The 15,890-nt window shown below is 70.5% G+C and carries 14 protein-coding genes; all 14 read left to right on the top strand.

The features are described from left to right. The first annotated feature begins 28 nt into the window (after positions 1 to 28). Positions 29 to 223: a hypothetical protein gene (locus tag ABLE53_RS24495; protein ID WP_348861814.1), complete on the top strand. Its 195-nt coding sequence runs from the start codon at positions 29 to 31 to the stop codon at positions 221 to 223. 86 nt (positions 224 to 309) lie between these two features. Then, entirely contained in the window at positions 310 to 735 is a 426-nt protein-coding gene (locus ABLE53_RS24490) for a TadE/TadG family type IV pilus assembly protein (RefSeq protein ID WP_348861813.1), read from the top strand. Beyond that, positions 732 to 1,205: a TadE family protein gene (locus ABLE53_RS24485; protein ID WP_348861812.1), complete on the top strand. Its 474-nt coding sequence runs from the start codon at positions 732 to 734 to the stop codon at positions 1,203 to 1,205. Before ABLE53_RS24490 ends, ABLE53_RS24485 begins: the two co-directional genes overlap by 4 nt. A 110-nt stretch (positions 1,206 to 1,315) precedes the next feature. Next, positions 1,316 to 1,693: a hypothetical protein gene (locus ABLE53_RS24480; RefSeq protein WP_348861811.1), complete on the top strand. Its 378-nt coding sequence runs from the start codon at positions 1,316 to 1,318 to the stop codon at positions 1,691 to 1,693. 21 nt (positions 1,694 to 1,714) lie between these two features. Beyond that, positions 1,715 to 4,972, top strand: a complete 3,258-nt coding sequence (locus tag ABLE53_RS24475) for a LysM peptidoglycan-binding domain-containing protein (RefSeq protein ID WP_348861809.1) — start codon at positions 1,715 to 1,717, stop codon at positions 4,970 to 4,972. A gap of 302 nt (positions 4,973 to 5,274) precedes the next feature. Beyond that, positions 5,275 to 6,168: a hypothetical protein gene (locus tag ABLE53_RS24470; RefSeq protein WP_348861808.1), complete on the top strand. Its 894-nt coding sequence runs from the start codon at positions 5,275 to 5,277 to the stop codon at positions 6,166 to 6,168. A gap of 75 nt (positions 6,169 to 6,243) precedes the next feature. Next, positions 6,244 to 6,492: a hypothetical protein gene (locus ABLE53_RS24465; RefSeq protein ID WP_348861807.1), complete on the top strand. Its 249-nt coding sequence runs from the start codon at positions 6,244 to 6,246 to the stop codon at positions 6,490 to 6,492. Continuing rightward, entirely contained in the window at positions 6,489 to 7,382 is an 894-nt protein-coding gene (locus tag ABLE53_RS24460) for a hypothetical protein (RefSeq protein ID WP_348861806.1), read from the top strand. The genes ABLE53_RS24465 and ABLE53_RS24460 overlap by 4 nt, the downstream gene beginning before the upstream one ends. A gap of 20 nt (positions 7,383 to 7,402) precedes the next feature. Next, complete coding sequence (locus tag ABLE53_RS24455; RefSeq protein WP_348861805.1) at positions 7,403 to 7,735, top strand: hypothetical protein; 333 nt, start codon at positions 7,403 to 7,405, stop codon at positions 7,733 to 7,735. A 1-nt stretch (position 7,736) separates the two neighbouring features. Continuing rightward, entirely contained in the window at positions 7,737 to 8,579 is an 843-nt protein-coding gene (locus ABLE53_RS24450) for a hypothetical protein (protein ID WP_348861804.1), read from the top strand. Further along, on the top strand, positions 8,576 to 9,952 hold the full coding sequence (locus ABLE53_RS24445; protein ID WP_348861803.1) for a TrbL/VirB6 family protein: 1,377 nt from the start codon (positions 8,576 to 8,578) through the stop codon (positions 9,950 to 9,952). The genes ABLE53_RS24450 and ABLE53_RS24445 overlap by 4 nt, the downstream gene beginning before the upstream one ends. Continuing rightward, positions 9,949 to 11,484, top strand: a complete 1,536-nt coding sequence (locus ABLE53_RS24440) for an SCO6880 family protein (protein ID WP_348861802.1) — start codon at positions 9,949 to 9,951, stop codon at positions 11,482 to 11,484. Before ABLE53_RS24445 ends, ABLE53_RS24440 begins: the two co-directional genes overlap by 4 nt. Positions 11,485 to 11,570: 86 nt before the next feature. Beyond that, complete coding sequence (locus ABLE53_RS24435) at positions 11,571 to 13,106, top strand: ATP-binding protein (RefSeq protein WP_348861801.1); 1,536 nt, start codon at positions 11,571 to 11,573, stop codon at positions 13,104 to 13,106. Between the two features lie 15 nt (positions 13,107 to 13,121). After that, on the top strand, positions 13,122 to 15,839 hold the full coding sequence (locus ABLE53_RS24430; protein ID WP_348861800.1) for an endonuclease/exonuclease/phosphatase family protein: 2,718 nt from the start codon (positions 13,122 to 13,124) through the stop codon (positions 15,837 to 15,839). Positions 15,840 to 15,890: the final 51 nt, after the last annotated feature.

Below are 15,890 nucleotides of genomic sequence, written 5' to 3'. Positions count from 1 at the left end.
CGTGCTCACTCGGAGAGGAGGAACCGAGATGGTTCAGATGATCAAGATGCTGATGCTCACGCTGTTCGTTCGCCTGCAGACGCAGCCCAGGGACGAGCGGGGCGAGGGCGCGGTGCCGTGGCTCATCGTGCTCGGCGTTGGTATCGGCGTTGCCTACTTCGCCGGAGACGCGGTCTGGAGCTTCGCCAGGTCGCTGGTCGGCAACCTGGGCGGCGGCCGCTAGCGCCCGGCCGGCTCCGACCGCTGGCCCGGGGCCCCGACCGAACAACTGCTCCGGCCGAGACATGGCACATCGAGGAGGTGAACCCGTTGAGCATCCGCATCCCCCGTCCTGCGCCGCGTACGCGCACAGACCGTCATGGGCGACGTCGGGACGAGCGCGGCGACAGCGGGGTCGTGTTCTTGATGATGATCACCTCGTTGATGCTGCTGTTCCTGATCCTGGTTCAGTTCGGGATCAACATGTACGCCTCCCGAGTGGCTGAGGCCGCGGCCCGGGAGGGCGCCAACGAGGCTGCCCACTGGGATGGCACCTCGGGCGACGGGTCCGCGAAGGCCAGGGAGTACGTCACCCAGGACGGCTCACCGGCCGTGCAGGGCTCCTCGGTCAGCGCGTCGCGATCGGCGACACAGGCTCGTGTCACGGTCACTGTCCAGGTCGCTACCGTCTTGCCGTTCCTCTCGGGCCCGATCACGTCCACGGCGACGGCCCCGGTCGAGAGGTGGACGCCGTGAGGTCCGGGACGCTGGCGGGGTGGGCGAAGCGCCTGAGGGAGCCCCGCGATGAACGAGGCTCGACGGCGATCGAGACGTTGATGATGGCCTCGGCCGCGGTTGCCCTGGTCATCGTGGTGGTAGCCGCCGGCCGCTACGTCGACGGATCCGCACAGGCCAACGATGCGGCGTATGCCGCGGCGCGCGCCGCGTCTTTGGAACAGACCCAGGCAGGGGGGATCGCGGCCGGCCGCCGTGCCGCCGAGCAGTCGCTGGCAGAGCGCGGCAAAAGCTGCCTGAACCTGTCGGTGTCCTTCGCGGGCAGCGACTTCAACCCTGGCGGGCAGATCATCGCCAGGGTGTCGTGCACGGTGACCCTGGTCGATACCGGGTCGCTGGGCCGCCAGCTCGGTCTGCGCCCGAGCACGGTGTTCACCGAGCAGGCGGTCGTGCCGATCGAGACGTACCGGAACGGGGCGAGCGCCCAGTGACCGCCGGGAAGCAACCGCTCTTGGCCGCCGGATGCGACCGAGCCAGAAGGGCGTGGGGACGCGTGCTCGACCGACTGCGTCGGGGGCGTGACGAACAGGGCGCTGCGGCCGTGTGGACGCTGATCCTGGCCTCCACGGCGTTCGTGGCCCTGCTCGGTCTGGTCGGCGGGGGCGGTGAGCTGGTCAACGACCACGTCGCCGCGAAGCGGGCCGCCGAGCAAGCGGCCAGAGCGGGCGCCGACGAGCTGTCCCAGGCCGCAGTGGTGCACGACTCCACCGACCGTGTGAACACCGGACAGGCGATCGTGCGAGCCAAGACGGTGCTTCGCCAGGCGGGTTGGTCGGGGACGGTCCGGGTCAGTGGCAGCAAGGTCATCGTCACGGCGACAGGCACCCGGGAGCCCCGGTTCCTGAGTCTGCTCGGGGTGGGCGTCGTGCAGATCCAGGAAACGGGGTCTGCAGACGCCATCTCCACCCCTAGCGGTTGAGAACGGAAGAAGGTCAAAGCAATGGTCAGCAGGCTCCTGCGCGGTGTCGCTGCTCTCGTGGTGCTGGCAGCGCTCCTGGTCGGGGCGCCGCTGGTGCTGATCGCCTGGCTCGGCAATCCCTGGCCGCCGGGCGGGTGGGCCGAGGTGCAACTTCTCACCGACCGCACCCTGTACGGCGCGTTGGCGGTGATCGGGTGGATCGCGTGGGCGTGGATGGCCGGCTGCATCGTGGTCGAGGCGCTGTCGACGATCAGGTCGATCCGGGTCCGGGGCCTGGCCGCCACGATCCACCGCAGCACCGTCGATGGGCAGGCCGGGTTCTCGGCCGGTCCGCCGCAGCAGCTGGCGCGGCTCCTGGTGACCTGGGTGGCCGCTCTCGGTATCGGCGCGAGCACGGTGGCCACCGCTGGAGCAGCGACCGCCGCCGCGACCCCCGGTGGGCACGTCGACCACACGGGCACCCACGCCGCCCCGGCGGCGCAGGCGCAGCCGGGCGAGAACACCGCTCAGCGGCCCAGTGTCACCACCAGCGAACCCACCACGCTGTGGAAGCTCGCGGACACCCACCTCGGCGACGGCGGCCAGTGGCGGCAGCTGCTCGAGGCCAACCGCGGCACCACCCTCTCCGACGGAACGACGCTGGCCAGCGGCACCCAGACCATCCCGGCCGGCAGCACGATCCACCTCCCCGCCGGATCCCGCACCCCGGTCAAGGACGTCGTCGAGCCGGGCGACAGCCTCTCCCTGATCGCGCAGCAGGATCTGGGCGACGCCAACCAGTGGCCGGCTCTGTACGAGGCCAACAAGGAGGTCGTCGGCGACAACCCGGACCTGATCTATCCCGGCCAGGTTCTCGTCATCCCCGGCGCCAGCCCGACTCCGCAGGGCGACCGCCAGCCTGCGCCGCAGACCGACCCGCAGGTCCAGGACCGTGCGCCGCGGCACCGCGACGACCAGCCCGGCCACGACTCCGACGCCGCGCCGGGGACCAACGGAGGAGCGGCCGACCCCGAGCAGCGACGTGACGGCGAGGAGCCAGACGGCGCGGGGCACAGCCAGGTACCGGAGCCGGCCGATCCGGGAACTTCGACGGCGCCCGTCATCCCGATCAGGCCCTCGCAGCATGAAGAGGCAGGCACCCCCGACCAGGAGTCGGCCGCGACGGTCGAGCCGTCCGACAGTTCCGAGGTGGGCGGGATCTCGCCGCTCAGTGCGCTGCTGGCCACGGCCGGAACGTTCGCGGTCGGCATGATGGGCCTGTTCGTCTACAACCGGCGCCGTCTGATGCGGCAGCGCCCCCTGGGACAGACGATCGCCTCGGTTCCTGCCGCGGTCGCCGACGTCGAGCAGGAGGCCCTCGAGTACGGCGCGGAGGCACAGAAGGACGTCGTGTTCCTGGACCGTGCGCTTCGCTACGTCGCGGCCTCCTGCAAGGTCGCGGGCAGCCCGCTTCCCCAGCTGGGCGCCGCCGTGCTCGGCGAGGAGGACCTGACGCTTCTGTTCACCCAGCCCGCCGCCGCCCAGGTGCCCGACGGGTGGGAGGCCTCGGACGACGCGCGAGCGTGGATGCTGTCGCGTGACACGTACCTGGAGGACGAGCTCGACGAGCAGCCGGCGCCCTATCCGGCGCTGGTGTCGATCGGCCAGGGCGACAGCGGGCACACCTGGTATCTCGACTTGGAGACGCTCGGGACGTGCGGTATCGCCGGGGGCCCCGACCAGGTCGCTGGGCTGACCAGGTTCTGGGTTTCCGAGCTGGCCCTCAACGAGTGGGCCAAGGGCTGCGAGGTGCTGGTGGCCGAGCCGTTCGGGGCCGAGATGGTGGCGCTGAACCCGGAGCGGGTGCGTCAGGTCGACCGCGCGGCTGCGCTGGCGCGCGCCGCCGCGGTGACCCGCGAGGTCGACGAGGTTGAGCAGAACCTGGACGCCGACCTGCTGACCCGCCGCCGTGACGGCCTCGTGCTGGACTCCACCAACCCGGTGGTGGTTGTGGTCGACTCCCGACCCGAGGGCGAGCTCGCCGCGGGCCTGGAGGACCGGGCGCGGTGCCGTGTCGTGGTGGTTCACGGTGAGGAGGAATCCCCGGCCGTCGAGCTGCGGGCCGACGGGACGGCCTACCTGCCGATGTGGGGGATCAGCGTCGAGGCATTCTCGATGACCAAGGAACAGGCCGAGCTCGGTGGTCAGGTGTCGGCGACGCTCCGGGGCCTGGGCTATGAGCCGGTGCCGAACACGGCGACCGACGACGGGCCGCTGGGCAAGTACGCGCGGGCCGACGGGTCGCTGCGCGAGGAGTACACCGAGCCACGGCACACCGAGGGTGGGGACCCCTCCTCGATGCTGCCGGAGGCAGACGAGGTGTACCTGGCTGCGGGAGCGACCACGGCCGAGGACCTGGCGGCGCTGGCACGCAGCGTCCCCGAATCGACCCGTGCCGAGATCGCGGCGTTGGACCCGACGCTGGATGAGGACCTCGCGGACTGGTTCGACGAGACCTGCCCGCGACCCAAGGTGCACCTGCTGGGGCCGGTCGACGTGCGTGCCCTGAACGGCGGCGACCCGGCGGCGATCGGTAACCGCAACATGGCGGTGTCGCTGATCGCCTACCTGGCCTGCCAGGAGCGTGGGGTGACCTCGGAGCGGATCGCGTCCGACTTCGGCTGGAGCACCAAGAAGACCGCGGAGAACCGGGCCACCGATGCCCGCAATCTGCTGGGCAAGCGCGAGGACGGCAGCGACTGGCTGCCGGAGGCCGGAGCCAGTGACTCGGCCCGGCGGGGAGGTACGCCGACCTACCAGCTGCCCTATCAGGCCCCGGGTGGGGTTTTGAGCTCGGCGGAGCTGTTCATCCGTCTGCGGAACCGGGCCGAGCGGCGGGGCGACGCCGGGGGGTGTGAGGAGGACCTGGTCGCGGCGCTTTCGTTGGTGACCGGCACACCGTTCGAGGGAGTCCCGGAGAGGCGGTTCCCGTGGCTGGCCAAGACCCAGCGGCACGACCTGATCTTGCGCGGAACGATCACCGACACGGCGCACATTCTCGCCAACCGGGGAGTTGCTGCCGGCCGCACCGATCTGGTGCGGACGGCGTGCGCTGCGGCACGGAAGGCGAACCCGGACGTCGACGTGGCATGGCTGGACGAGGCCGCAGTCAAGGCCCTCGAGGAGGGCCCGGAAGCGACGGACGAGATGCTGCGCCGGGAGGTCGTTGACCGGTACGACGAGGACCTGCCCGAGCGCACCGAGACCATCCTGGACGAGAAGAACTGGGCCACCGGATAGCCCGCCGGAGGCCACGTACCTGCAGGTTCGGCCCGGACTTCACCGACTCGGTGAGGCCGGGCCGAACCGCATTTGGGGGTGCCCGCAACCGGCTTCGCGAAACTTTTTGAACCTTTTTCGCCGTGGCTGTTGGTGAGCGGCCACAGGGCGCTGACCTGCGGGTTTGCGGTTGGTGAGCGGGTTTGGTGAGCGGTCGCCACGGCTGTTTCGGGCTGTGGCGGCGAACTTGGTGAGCGGCCTGGTGAGCGGTCGGTTCTGGCATGGGCGCGTCCTGATCGCCTCTGCCGTCTCGGAGGACCGCCATGTCGGCCAGCACCAGCACCGCCCTCAGCAACCAGCCCGTCGTGTCCCTCGGCGTCGACGCCGCACCACCGGCCCGCAGAGAGCGCGAACGCCGCATGGGTCAGAGCGCCTTGGCGGCGTCGGTCGCTGGCAGTCTTGCCCGGTCGGGGAAGTGGGAGCGCTGGCAGGAGCTCGACTCGCGGCTGTCCCGGTTCGGCAGCCTGGAGGAGGCGCAGGCGGCGTGGCGGCGCCGTGACGTCGCCTGCTACGAGGTGGTGGCGGCGCTGACCGCGCTGGGATCGCGGCGGGGCGGCGATGACGACGACGCGGCGCTCGCGGTGCTGGTCCTGCTGTCAGAGGGTGTGAACCGAGTTGCCGGACAGCTCAGCGACGTGTGCGAGGTCGGCGACGTCCACGCCACGGTGTGGGAGGAGATCAAGGGGGCGGAGCCGCAGCTGGGCAACCGCGCGGGCCGCTATCTGCTGGACCGGGCCCGGCAGCGGCTGTGCCGTCCGGCGGCCGGTCTGGTCACCCGCGTCCCGACCACATCGCTGGAGGCGATGCTCGAGGCCGACGGTGCCGACCACGGCGACGGCAGGGAGGGGAAGCAGGACTACGACCTCACCGTCGCCGTCCCGACCGTGGAGGACCCGGTCGACGACCTGGCCGACCTGCTCAGCTGGGCGCGTGACGTGGGTGTGATTGCCACCGAGGAGGTGGACCTGCTGATCGAGCTCATGGCCGCCGAGCACGAAGTGCTGGCCCGCGGCGAGACCAAGCGTGCCCGCGAGGAGGCGCAGCGCATCGTCGGCGCCCGCCACGGCGTGACCATGCGACAGATCCGGCGCCGCCGGGACCGGACGGCGGCACGGCTGCGTGATGCCGCTCCCCAGTACCTGGAGGCCACCGCCTGACCACGACCCGAAGCGAGTCGAAGAAGTTGCGGCCCCCGCGTCCGATTCGGACCGGGGGCTGTTGCTACTCCCGACATGAGCGAACACGCACACACCGCGGTCAGTGTCTCCGAGCCAACCCCTGAGGTTGTCGCGCAGCTGCTGGACGTCGTGGCCGACCACAACGTCGACCACGCCCTGTCCGGCATCGAGGACGCGATCGCCCGGCTGCGTGCCGACGCCGAGCAGGCCGCAGAGGCCCGCGAGATCCTCCGCAACACCCCGGCCGCGGTCCTGCGTGAGGCGCTGCGACTGCGGGCAGCCCGCCTCGAGGCCCGCCGATGAGCACCAGCACCGTGCCTCGGTTCTCCACCCGCGAGCTCCAGGCCGCAGCCGACGCCCTGGCCGCCGGCCGGTTCGCCACCTCGTCCTCGCGCCGCGCACCCGGGGTCCCTACCGGGAGCGAGATGGAGTCGATCGCCCCGGGGCAGGCTCAGACTCCGCGGCCGGTCACACCCTGCGCCGCGGTGCCCGACGGGCTTGGCCCACTGGTGCGGGTGCGGGCCGCCAATGCGGGCGCGGGCGCGTCCACGATCGCCCTGGCCTTGGCCGACGCCGCCGACCTGACCGGCATCAGGACGCGGGTGCTTGACGCGGCCGCGCCAGCCTGGTCCGGGCTGCTGGGTGCCACGGGCACCGAGCTCGGAGCGGCTGAAGGCTGGCGCCGCGGACGCCGCGGGTCGAACGTCCTCATCGACCGCGTCGAGGAACCCATTCAGCTCCCCGGGCAGGTGCCTGCGCCGCGCACCGTCGACGGCATCGACCTGACGGTGCTGGACGCCGGCTGGACACCGCGCGAGCTGGCCGCCGAGCCGGCCGCCTGGGTGGCCTCGAGTACTGCGCACGTCGAGGTGCTGGTGACCCGCCCGCACGGCCTGGCGCTCTCCCAGACCGAGGCGACACTCGCCGCCCTCACCGACCAGGTAGCCGCGGAACGGGTCGTGGTCGTCGTGGTGGGCGCCGGCCGCTGGAGCGAGCGCGAGTTCGCCACCGCCGGACGACGGCTGCGGACCGTTCATGAGCAGGAGGCGGTGCTGTTCGCGCCTCTCCTCCCGGCCAAGGCCCTGCCCGGCCTGGGGCCCGACCCGCTGCCCAAGCAGCTCACGAACCCCTCCCAGCGCCTGCTGGAGCGGATCACCACCATCACCGGACCGCTGACGGCGAACCGGACCTGAAAGGAACACAGGAGAGACACATGATCATGCACGCCATCACCGAGGTCGCCACCCAGATGGTGGCGCTCTCGGGACAGATCAAGGCGCAGGGCGTCGACAACGTCTGCGCCAAGGCCCCGACCGGGGTCGCGCCCTACGTCCACGACATCCTCGGCTGGGTCAAGTACGGCGTCATCGCCATCATCATCGGCGCCGGGTTCGCCTCCTCGGGCGCGCTGATCGTGGGCAAGTTCGGTCAGATGGGTCGGGCCGCCCAGCTCGGCGCCTCGGGCCTGTTCTGGACGGTCATCGGCGCGATCGCGTTCGTGACCATCTACGCCGTCCTCAACGGGATCGTCGGGAACGGCTGCTGAGATGTTCACCCGGACCCGAAACGCCTACCAGACCAAGCTGGTCGACCCGAGTACGGAGTGGACCCGGTTGCGGCTCCAGATGCTGCTGGGTGGCGCGGTCGTCGTCGTGCTCGGGTTGCTCTTCGGCGCGGGGTGGTCGGTGGTCTCCATGCTCACCGGCAGTCCTGGCGGCGACAGCAGCGCGGGCAGCGGGTCCGGGTCGGGACTGTCAGCTGAGGACCGGCTGGCTGACAAGGCACTGCCCACGGCGCCCGTCGAGGCAGCCCAGCCGGGCGGGGACTTGTCCACCGGCAAGACCAGCACTCTCCAGATTCCGCCACCGATGCAGGTGGGTGACGTCGGGGTCGCAACCGGATACCCGCACACCCCGCAGGGGGCGCTGGCGCAGATGGCGGCGATCGACTCGACCGCGCTGAGCTCAGCCTCGGTGCAGGTCGCCCAGGACGTCATCAGCAAGTGGGCGGCTCCCGGCGGCCCCACGGCTGAGACCTGGTCGGTCGTCCAAGGTGTGGCCGATCTGTTGGGGTCCGCAGGCCTGTCGGCCGATGCCCGCAACGGCATCACGATCGGCGTCGAGCCGAAGATGGGGTTCATCAAGGGCACGGTCGGGTCCGACTTCGTCGTCCCGTGCGTGGACTTCATCATCACCGCCACCCTCCCCGGCGGGCAGTCGCAGCAGGTTGCCGCGGCCGACTGCCAGCGGATGGTCTGGCAGGACGACCCCGCCGGCGGCCGGTGGGTGATCGGCCCGGGCGAGGAGCCGTCCCCGGCGCCGTCGCTGTGGCCCGGCTCCCAGGCCTCGGTCGACGCCGGCTACCAGTGGCTGGAGGTGCCGCAGTCATGAGCTCGCTGATTCCGAACATCGTCCCGATGCTCGACCTCAACCCGCTGCACTGGTTGGGCGACAAGGCCAAGGAGACCCTGGCCGACGGGTTCACCTCGATGATGATGGCTATCTGGTCCGGCGCCATGTGGCTGCTCAAGACCGCGTTCAGCCTGATCGACAGCTTCACCCCCAACGTCGCCGACCCCGGCCTGGCCAAGCTGTATTCGGTCACCTTGTGGATCGCGCTGGTCATCGCGCTCGTGGTGGCGTTCGGGCAGATCGGGTTGGCGGTGATCCGCCAAGACGGCCGCGGCTTCGGCACCCTCGCCGCAGGCGTGGCGCAGTACGGGGTGGTCCTGTCCTGCTGGATCGGGGTGTGCGGCGGCCTGATCGCGGCTGCCTCCGGCCTGACCAAGGGGCTCTTGAACAGTCTCCTCGGCGTCGACAGTTTCTCCGGCTACGCCGCTGGCGACGGGTTCGTCGACACCGTGTCAGGAACAACCGAGGCCGCCACCCTCGGGATCTGTGCGTTGTTCATCCTGATCCCGGCGGCCTTCGGGCACATGGTGATCATGATGGTCCGCTCGGCCGCGCTTCTGATCCTGACCGCGACCATGCCGCTGACCGCCGCCGGGTCGCTGTCGGAGGGCACCAAGTCGTGGATGTGGAAGAGCGTCCGCTGGTTCCTCGCCTGCGTGCTGATGGAGCCGCTGCTGGCGCTCGTGGTGGGGATGGGCACCCAGTTCGCGTGGGCCGGGATGCCCGACGGCGAGCAGAAGGCCACTCCTACCAATCCGCTTCACCTCTCCGACACGTCCTCCAACATCGGCATGTCGGTCGTCGGGTCGATCATCATGCTGGTCGCCTGCTTCATGCCGATGGTGCTGTTCCGGTTGCTCGCGTTCGTCGACCCCGGCACCGCCTCGGGTGCCTCGTTCCGGTCGACGATGAACGCCAACGGCGGCGTCTCGGGGCTACTCAAGGGCAAGAGCAAGGCGGCTGACGGCTCCGGGTCGGGTGCCGCCACCGAGACGGCCGCTGATGGGCGGACGTCCTCGGAGAGCGGCGCCGAGGGCGAGACCGCCAACAGGTTCCAGTCCAAGGCCGCGAAGGTCGTGCCGCTGGTCGGCCGCGGCGTCGGGGGCGCGATGGACAAGGTCGGCAAGGTCGCCCAGTACGGCGGCGCGATGGGTATCGACGTGCTCGGCCAGGCCGGCATCGGCAATCAGGGCTACTACCCGACGGAGCACGACCCCCAGCAGGCGGCGCACAAGAGCAAGAAGGCCCACCAGATGCGGCCCCTGAACGACACCAACGGCGACGGCGTCGCCAACGACTCGCCCCCGCCCGCCCCGGAGGCGGCACTCGAAGATGGAGCGTTTCTGGCATGAGCGTCTACGGAGCATCCGCAACCCGCGACCGTCAGGCGTGGCTGTTCGGAATGACCGGTCCCCAGTTCGTCCTGGTGCTGGCTGCCGGGTTCCCGACCTGGATGGCGATCGCCATGCAGCAGTGGCTGGCACTGCTGGTCCTGCTGCCCGCCTGGGGTGTGGTCGGGCTGCTGGTCTGCCTGCCGATTCGCGGCCACTCGGCCTTCCAGTGGATCGGGGTCGTGTTCCGGCACCTGGCCGGTGTCGCGTTCGGCTGGTCGCGGTTCCAGTCCAAGGCCGCGGCCGGCGATCTGGACCTCGGCGACGCCGACGACGATGAGGACAACGGTGATGCCGGCGAGGCGGACCTGCCCGGCATCCTGGCCGGCATCCAGATCCACGACGGTCCACCGATGAGCGGGCAGACCGCGCGGCCGGCGATCATCCAGAACCACGCCGCACGGACCTGGGCGGCCACCGCCCGCATCGTCCATCCCGGGATCGGGATGAGCGATGAGGCGGACCGCTTCCGCATGGGCGCAGGGCTGACCGAGATGATGGAGGCCGCAACAGCCGGCAACCAGATCGACCTGGTTGTGGTGCAGGTGCGCACCATTCCCGACGACGGCACCGAGCGCGCCGAGTGGGTGCGACAGAACGCCCGGCCCGACGAGCCGGAAGTCTCGGCCAGGGTCAACGCGCAGCTGGAGGCCATGACCGCGGGCGCCGCGGTGCGTCACGAAGCGTTCGTGACCGTGGTCGTCCGCGAGGATGTCATCAACAAGGACGCCAAGCGTGCGGGCCGGGGCGTGGTCGGCCGTGCCCGCATCCTGTACTCGGTCCTCGCCGAGGTGGAGGCACGGTTGACGGGCTCGATCGGCTGCACCCGGGTCAACTGGCTCGACACCTCCGAGCTGGCCGTCGCGATCCGCACCGGGTTCGAGCCCGGCGACCTTCCCGCGCTGGCTGACGCGGAGATCCATCGCCGCGAGAACCCGGCGATCGCCGCAGGTGTCCCCGTCGGCGCCGCCGGCCCGACCAACGCCACGACCGCGATGCGGTCCTACCGGCACGGCGAGTGGGAGTCGGTCGCCTCGACGATCCTGCTGCCTCGCAAGGGAGCCCGCATGGGTGCGCTGGCACGGGTTCTGGTGCCCTCCCAGCCCGGCGAGCGGCGGGCGCTGACCGTGTTCTACCGTCCGGTCTCCCAACAGGCGGCCGACCGGGCCACGGGTCGTGCACAGATGTCGGCGGTCATGGCCGGGACACTGCGGGAGAAGGCCGGGAAGGTCGAACGGGCCAAGGACCGCCAGTCGGTCGGCCGGCTCCACGAGCGCGACGAGAAGCTCGAGCGCGGCCGCTCGCTGGTCAAGGTGGCCTCCGTGGCCTCGATCACGGTCCCTGCGACATGGAACGTGCAGGACTATGCCCGCCGCCTCGACGCCTCCATCCGGATCAGCGGGTTCACCCCGCTCCCGCTCGACGGCGCCCACGACGCCGCCTTCGCCGTCTCGGCCATCCCGTTGGGGGCAGGCCTGCCGAAGAAGCGCTGACCCGAGAAGCGCCGCGATTCGGCCGGCCTGAAACAGCCCGGCCGCCAGAGGTCCGATCTGGCGGCCGGGCTGTTGCCTCTCCAGACATGAGCATGCCGGCCACGAAGACCCGCACCAGGAACGGCGCCAAGGGGCGGCCAGCCTCGCGCACGATCGACGACCTGCTGACCGACTTCGGGACCACGATGCCCCGCAAGGCGGCGCCACCGCCGCCACCGCCCGCGGAGAAGCTGTTCCCGCACTCGGTCAAGGCCAATGGGGTGCGCCGGCCCGGCCACGGCTGGGCGCCCACCATGCCGCCGCTGGCCGGATATCAGATGACGTCGGAGGAGACCCCGGTGCTGTGGCCGCTGATCTCCGGCGACGGGCTTCCGCCGTGGGGGGCCGAGATGGGCTACGACGTTCTCTCCGGCGGCAAGTTCTACTGCGACCCGATGGGCTGGGTGCTCGACGACAGCATCCCGGTGACCAACCCCAACATCTTCATCTTCGGCAAGCCCGGCCGCGGCAAGTCGGCGACCGTTAAGGCCTTCATGCTCCGCATGATCCGGTACGGCTATCGGTCCCTGGTGCTGGGTGATGTGAAGGACGAGTACGAGGACCTGGCCAAGTTCCTCGGCGTCGACCCGTTCCGCATCGGGCCCGGCCTGCCGGGACGGATCAACCCGCTCGACCTCGGACCCCTGGGGGCGGACTGGGAGAAGCAGACAGCCGAGGAGCAGGAGAAGCGGGCCACGGTGATCTTCAACCGCTGGCTCATGCTGATCCGCGGTCTGGTCGCCTCCCAAGGGGTGACGTTCAGCCCGACCGAGGAGCGGGTCATCAACAAGGTGCTGCGGCACCTGACCGGCTGGTCGGTCGGGGCGTCCCGGCTCAAGCCCGTCACGATCCCTCAGGTCTGGGCTGCTCTCGACGCCCCCACCGCGGAGCTGGTCACCGACTGCCGCTACGAGAGCCCGCAGACCTTCTACGACGGCACCCGACCGCTGCGTGACGCCCTCGGTGCCCTCTGCGAGGGCTCGCTGCAGGGCATGTTCGACACCGAATCGACCTTCGAACCGGACTGGCGCAAGCCGATCCAGACCCTGTCGCTGCGCTCCCTGCACGAGACCGGGAACAAGGTCGCGGTCGGCATTGCCCTGATGTGCCTGAACTCCTGGGGCCAAGGCATGCGCGAGACGGCCTCGGCCGGGGATCGCAGGATCGTGCTCCGCGACGAGGCCTGGTTGCAGACCCGCCTCTCCCTGGAGGCCGTGGAGGCGCTGGATGCGAACCTGCGGCTCTCGCGCACCGAGGGCGACATCCAGCTCGTCACCTACCACAAGCCGAGCGACCCGCTCTCGGCGGGCGATCAGGGCAGCCAGGCCGCCCAGATCGCCAAGGACCTGCTCAACCTCTCCGACGTTCGCATCCTCATGGGCCAGGACGAGTCGGTTGCCGACGAGCTCGGCCGCCTGATGGGGCTCTCGGAGATGCAGCAGAACGTGATCACCAACTGGGCGATGCAGGAGAAGGGCCGGGCGCTGTGGATGGTGGGGGACCAGCGGTACAAGGTCCAAACGCTGTTGACCCCTCTTGAGCGGCGACTGACCTACACCAACGACGCGATCGACCCTGCCTGAAGGGGTCCTCGAGTCGTGAAGAAGATTCTGCTCGGCCTGCCACTGGTGCTCCTGGCACCCATGTTGCTGCTCATCCTCGGCATGGGCAACGGCAACATCGAGGCGGTGCGGGCTGCGTGCGCCACGACCGCGGCGACCAGCACCGGCGGCACGTTCGGCATCGGCACCCTCAACTGGCGCGGCGCCTCGCACTACCAGAAGAACCCGCATCCGGGTGAGCAGCCGTATTCGGTGCGGGTGCCGAACATGGTGGCCAAGGTCGGGTCGTCCGGAGCCAGCATCATCGGGTTCCAGGAGTTCGAGCCACCCCAGGCGGCCGCCTTCTTGAAGCAGACACGAGGCGCCTGGGCGATCGTGAAGGGCAAGGCCGGCGGCAAGCCGGCGACGCCCAACGCGATTGCCTACCAGCCCGGCGTGTGGACGGTCGCCGAGGTCCGCTACGTCTCGATCAAGTACGGCGGCCCGATCATCCAGATCCCGCTGGTCCGGTTCACCTCCACCCAGGGCCTCGGCTCCATCTGGGTGCTCAACACCCACAACCCCGCCGGGGCCGTTGGCGGCACCAACGCCATGCGGGAGGCCGCGGTGCGAGCCGAAGCCAGGACGCTGAATCAGCTGCAGGCCACCGAGCCGAACACGCCGCTGTTCCTGACCGGCGACATGAACGACCAGGCGCGGTTTAAGAGGCTGTTCCTCTCTGTGGCCGGCGACGGCTGGACGAGCGCCAACCCCAGCGACAAGCAGATCGACTGGATCATGGGCTCGGACACGGTCACGTTCTCCGGAACGGTGGTCGACCAGTCCACCAACGACGGCGCGCACAAGTACACCGACCACCCCTTCGTCTACACCAGTGCACAGCTCGCAGGGACGACCACGAGCGGCACCAGCACCGGGCAGGAAGGCACCGGCACTGACCTCGGGGTGATGCCGAGCAGCATCGCCGCGACCCCCGGCGGCCCGGTCAACGGCAGCATCTTGATCGCCAACGCCAACATCAAGCTCCGCAGCGGCTTCACCCCTGGGGTGCGTGCTCTCGCTGCCCCGTCACCGGACTTCATCACCCTCAACGAGGTCGGCGACGTGCCGATCTCCCAGATGCGCTCCAGCGCACCCGGCTACGACGCCTACCGCGACCCCACGCCGGTGCACACCGAGGACGGCGGACTGCGGTCCCTGGACAACGCGATCATGTGGCGCACCGACAAGTGGAGGATGCTCGACGGCGGCCGCGTCCGCATCACCCAGGACGACCACGTGATCTTCCAGGGACAGAACAAGAACTGGGGCCGCTGGGCGATCTGGGGTGTGTTCCAGCGCACCGACGGTGCCGTCGTCTCGGTCATCGCCACCCACCAGATGACCAACCCTTTCCGCTGGGCGCACACCCAGTGGGGGAACCAGCCGTTCAGCCGCGCCACCCAGTACGGGCAGGGCATGGACTACCTGATCCAGCTCGCCTCGACGCTGTCGGCGTACGGCCCGGTCTTCCTCGGGGGCGACATGAACTCCCACCCCGGCGAGGGCCCGAACTCGGCCGCCGCCAAGATGCAGGCGGCCGGGTACCGCTACACCAAGGACTCCGGGGTGATCTACAACTTCTACGCGGCCCCGGTGAGCGTCGCGAAGACCTGGGAGATCAGCAAGGCCGCCGTCCATTCCGACCATCCCGCGCTGTTCACGCGGATGGAGATGAACGGCGCCGGACCCGGCAGCGGAACCCCGTCAAGCAGCTCGACCACCGGGGTCGCCGCGCCCGCGGGGTGCCCGCCGTGCCCCTCGACCTACGGGAACCTCGGCTCGGTCGTCCTGACCAACGTCGCGGACACCGACAGCACCAGTGGCGCCGAGGTGGCAGCCAGGGCCGCCTACCAGGCCGGGTTCCGAGGAGAGGACCTGGTCACCGCCGTGGCGATCGCGCACGTTGAGTCGTCCTGGGACCCCACCGCCAGCAACGGCAGCCACTTCGGGCTGTGGCAGATCGCCTCCGGTCATCAGAACCGGCCCGGAATGCCGCCAGGCTGGAACAAGCCCTCGGACATCTTCGACCCCCTCCTCAACGCCCGGTACGCGTTCGCCCTGTACTCGGGTCGGCCGGGATCGGGGGAGGCCAAGTTCGCGGACTGGCTCCCGTTCGAGCACGACGACTATCACCAGTACCTCGCGCAGGCCCGCCAGGCCGTCGCCGCCACCGCCGGCAGTGCCGCACTGACCCCGGCCACGACGACGGGGGCGGCGTGCACCGCCTCACCGATCACGGTCGCCGGGGACCTCTCTGCCGCGCTGTCGGCCCGGATCAACGCCATGCAGCACACCCCGGGCGGGCTGTGCGGGCTGTCGTGGACCCACGGCGCTCCGTGCACCTACTCCGGCCAATGCCCCAAGGTCGTCGACGCGCTCTACGGTGGCCCCGGTGTCGGCCGCGGGTACGGCAACGGGCAGGACGTCGCCCAGGGCATCATCGATGCCGGCCTCGCCCAGGCGCACGGCACTGGCCTCGACCCCCTCCCACCCGTCGGCGCGGTCGTGTCCTACAACCGCGGCGACGGCGTCGGCCACGTGGCGATCTACGTCGGGAACGGGAAGATCTTCGGCAACGACTACGGCTGCTCGGCAAACGGCGTCTACGGGTGCGTCGGGTTCGCCGACGTCCACACCCCCGCCGGGTCAGTGACCTGGGCCCTTCCCAAACCGGCCTTCGACCTGGGCGGCGCACCCGCCGGATCGGCGTAGGCGACCAAGGGCCGAGGGCCGGCGATGACCGCTTCCCCGGCACGTCGGGAC

The organism is Nocardioides asiaticus (assembly GCF_040049175.1).
GTDB classification, from domain to species: Bacteria; Actinomycetota; Actinomycetes; order Propionibacteriales; family Nocardioidaceae; genus Nocardioides; species Nocardioides cheoyonin.
Note: the sequence above shows the minus strand (reverse complement) of the source record. Positions and strands in the feature narration are given on the sequence as shown.

Coding starts and splice junctions, on each gene's coding strand:
- ABLE53_RS24475 (WP_348861809.1), top strand. CDS start 1,715: ATGGTCAGCAGGCTCCTGCGCGGTGTCGCTGCTCTCGTGGTGCTGGCA.
- ABLE53_RS24460 (WP_348861806.1), top strand. CDS start 6,489: ATGAGCACCAGCACCGTGCCTCGGTTCTCCACCCGCGAGCTCCAGGCC.
- ABLE53_RS24455 (WP_348861805.1), top strand. CDS start 7,403: ATGATCATGCACGCCATCACCGAGGTCGCCACCCAGATGGTGGCGCTC.
- ABLE53_RS24470 (WP_348861808.1), top strand. CDS start 5,275: ATGTCGGCCAGCACCAGCACCGCCCTCAGCAACCAGCCCGTCGTGTCC.
- ABLE53_RS24435 (WP_348861801.1), top strand. CDS start 11,571: ATGAGCATGCCGGCCACGAAGACCCGCACCAGGAACGGCGCCAAGGGG.
- ABLE53_RS24440 (WP_348861802.1), top strand. CDS start 9,949: ATGAGCGTCTACGGAGCATCCGCAACCCGCGACCGTCAGGCGTGGCTG.
- ABLE53_RS24445 (WP_348861803.1), top strand. CDS start 8,576: ATGAGCTCGCTGATTCCGAACATCGTCCCGATGCTCGACCTCAACCCG.
- ABLE53_RS24465 (WP_348861807.1), top strand. CDS start 6,244: ATGAGCGAACACGCACACACCGCGGTCAGTGTCTCCGAGCCAACCCCT.
- ABLE53_RS24450 (WP_348861804.1), top strand. CDS start 7,737: ATGTTCACCCGGACCCGAAACGCCTACCAGACCAAGCTGGTCGACCCG.
- ABLE53_RS24495 (WP_348861814.1), top strand. CDS start 29: ATGGTTCAGATGATCAAGATGCTGATGCTCACGCTGTTCGTTCGCCTG.